The 3,588-nt window shown below is 66.8% G+C and carries 1 protein-coding gene; it reads right to left on the bottom strand.

What is annotated here, in order from left to right; all coding sequences use genetic code 11:
• Positions 1–3,540: AMP-binding protein (locus LQD00_RS02340; protein ID WP_308195916.1), on the bottom strand; the 3,540-nt coding region annotated here is incomplete at its 3' end.
• Positions 3,541–3,588: the final 48 nt, after the last annotated feature.

Below are 3,588 nucleotides of genomic sequence, written 5' to 3'. Positions count from 1 at the left end.
CGCACCACCCGAACCACCCAGCGCATCGRCAAACACCGACAACATCGACGGCACAAAATGACACACCGACACACCAAACCGCTCCACCACCGACGCCACATACCACGGATCCCGATGCCCACCCGGCTCCGCCACCACCACCGAAGCACCAACCATCAACGGCCAGAACAACTCCCACACCGACACATCAAACGACACCGGCGTCTTCCACAACACCACATCATCACCGGTCACCCCGAACAACGACTGCATCCACCCCAACCGATTCACCACCGCCCCATGCGACACCGTCACACCCTTCGGCCGACCCGTCGACCCAGACGTGAACAACGTGTACACACCCACCAACGGCGACAACACCCCCACCTCATCCACCACCGCACCCAACTCCACACCACCATCAACACCCGAAACACCCGACCCCACACCACAATCCACCACCAAACGCTCCACACCAGAAGGCACCACCACCTCCTCAGACCCCCGCGTCAACACCACACCCACACCCGCCGTCGACAACATGTAACCCACCCGCTCAACCGGCGCATCCACCTCCACCGGCACATACCGCCCACCCACAACCACCACCGCATGCACCGCCACCAACAACTCCAACGACCGCGACATCACCACCCCAACAGCAGAATCCACCCCCACACCCACACCCAACAACCGCCGCGCAACCCCCGCCACCAAACCACCGAACTCCCCATACGACACCACCCGATCCCCACACCACACCGCCACCTGCGACCCCGACAACCCCACCCGCTCAGCCACCACCGAACCCACCGAACGACCACCCCACCCCAACTCCACCACCGCACCCCGAGACCAGTCCGCGATGGCGGCACGCTCGGTCGCGTCGGCGAGGTCGATGTCGCCGACCACCACCGTGTCGTCGGCGAGACCGGTGGTGAGGACGTCGACGATCCGCTCACCCAGCCGGCGGACGGTGCGGTCCTCGAAGAGGTCGGTGGCGTAGACGATCCGCCCGGACAGGGCGGTCAGGTCGCCGGCCGCGTCGCGAGCGGCCGTCATACCGATCATGAGGTCGAATCGCGCGGCGGGAACACCCGCCTCGACGGGCGTGACCGTCAGGCCGGGCACCGAGATGTCGCCGATCGCGGACTGTTCCAGTGTCAGCATCACCTGGGCGAGCGGTGCGAACGCCTCGCTGCGGGTCGGGGCGAGCACGTCGACGAGGTGCTCGAAGGGGACGTCGGCAGCGGCGAACGCGTCGAGGTCGGTGTCGCGGACCCGCCCGATGACCTCGCCGAACGTGGCACCCGGGTCGACCTGGGTGCGTAGGACAACGGTGTTGACGAACATGCCGACCAGGGCATCGAGTTCGGCGCGACCACGACCCGCGACCGGCGTCGCGAGTGCGATGTCGGAGGAGCCCGCCAGGCGGGACAGCACGACCGCGACGGCGGCGTGCAGCACCATGAACGCAGTGACCCCATGGCGGCGTGCGAACCCGTCGATCGACGACGCGAGTCCCTCGGGCACCTCGAATTCCACGACGGCACCGTGGAGCGATGCCACCGGCGGCCGCGGACGGTCGGTCGGCAGTTCGAGTACATCGGGCAGGTCCGCGAGCTCCTCCTGCCACCACCTGGCCCGGCGACCGAGCGCGGAGTCCGGATCGTCCACCGACCCGAGGACGCGCTGTTGCCAGAGTGCGACATCCGCGTACTGGACGTCCAGCGGGGGACGTCTGGGCGCATGTCCCGCCGTACGCGCGGCATAGGCGTGCGACAGGTCGTCGACGAGCGGTCGCAGGGATTCACCGTCCGCCGCGATGTGGTGGAGGACGACGACCAGGAGGTGGTCGTCGGACTCGGCGACGATCCCGGCACGGATCGGCAGGTCGCGGGTGACGTCGAAGCCGGTGGAGGTGAGGGTCTCGACGTCCTCATCGCACCACCACTGGTCCACGGTCACCTCATCGGCGGACGCGATGTCCTGCCATGGCCGACCGTCGAGGTCCTGCGGGTACCGGGTGCGCAGCACCTCGTGCCGGCTGATCACGTCGGCAAGGGCGGCGCGCAGGGCCACGGTGTCGAGCCGACCGCGCAGCCGCATCGCGAACGGGATGTTGTAGGCGGGTGACGCCGGATCGAACTGGTTGATGAACCACATCCGCTGCTGCGCCGCCGACAGGGGCGGGCGCGACGGACGCGGGATGGATCCCAGGTCCGGGAGGTCGTCACCGGAAGGCGCCGGCGCGACGACCGAGTCGTCACCGCGACGCTCGTCGACCCACTCGGCCATGGCACGGACGGACGGGGCGTCGAACAGTTCACGAACGGTGAACGGCAGCGAGAAGGTGTGCGAGAGCCGGGCGGCGACCCTGGTGGCGGACAACGAGTGCCCGCCGATCTCGAAGAAGCTGTCGGTGACCGACACCCGCTCGACGGCCTGGTCGAGGACGTCGGCGACGATCTCGACGATCAGGCGTTCGGTGTCCGACCCCGGCGCCACGATCTCACGCGGACCGAGCTCCGGTGCGGGAAGCGACTTCCGGTCGATCTTCCCGGATGTTCCGAGCGGCATGTCGTCGAGTACGACCACGGTGTCCGGAACCATGTACGGCGCGAGGCGGCGCGCCGCATGTTCACGTACCTGCGTCACGTCGGCATCCCCGGAGACGTAGGCGACGAGGAGGTCGTCGCGCACCAGAACCGCGGCGGCGACGACGCCGGGTGCGGTCTGCAGGACCGACTCGATCTCCCCCAACTCGATCCGCTGCCCCCGCAACTTCACCTGAAAATCACTACGCCCCAAATACTCCAACTCACCAACACCAGACCACCGCACCCGATCACCCGTCCGATACAACCGCGAACCCAACCCACCAAACGGATCCGCCACAAACCGCTCCGCAGTCAACCCCGACCGAGACGCATACCCCCGAGCCACCTGCACCCCACCCAGATACAACTCACCCACCACACCCACCGGAACCGGCCGCAACCGCGAATCCAACACCCACACCGACACATTCGACACCGCACGACCAATCGGCACCACCACCTCACCACCGACGACCACATACGACGTCACATCCACCGCAGCCTCAGTCGGCCCATACAAATTCACCACCCGCACACCAGGCACCAACCCCCGCAACCCCTCCACACCCGCAACACCCAACGCCTCACCCGAACAGAACACCTGCCGCAACGACCCCAACCCCGCACCACCCGAACCACCCAGCGCATCGACAAACACCGACAACATCGACGGCACAAAATGACACACCGACACACCAAACCGCTCCACCACCGACGCCACATACCACGGATCCCGATGCCCACCCGGCTCCGCCACCACCACCGAAGCACCAACCATCAACGGCCAGAACAACTCCCACACCGACACATCAAACGACACCGGCGTCTTCCACAACACCACATCATCACCGGTCACCCCGAACAACGACTGCATCCACCCCAACCGATTCACCACCGCCCCATGCGACACCGTCACACCCTTCGGCCGACCCGTCGACCCAGACGTGAACAACGTGTACACACCCACCAACGGCGACAACACCCCCACCTCATCCACCACCGCACCCAA

The sequence above is a fragment of the Gordonia metallireducens genome, assembly GCF_021245825.1.
Lineage (GTDB): Bacteria > Actinomycetota > Actinomycetes > Mycobacteriales > Mycobacteriaceae > Gordonia > Gordonia namibiensis.
This window is presented reverse-complemented; position numbering and strand designations above follow the sequence as displayed.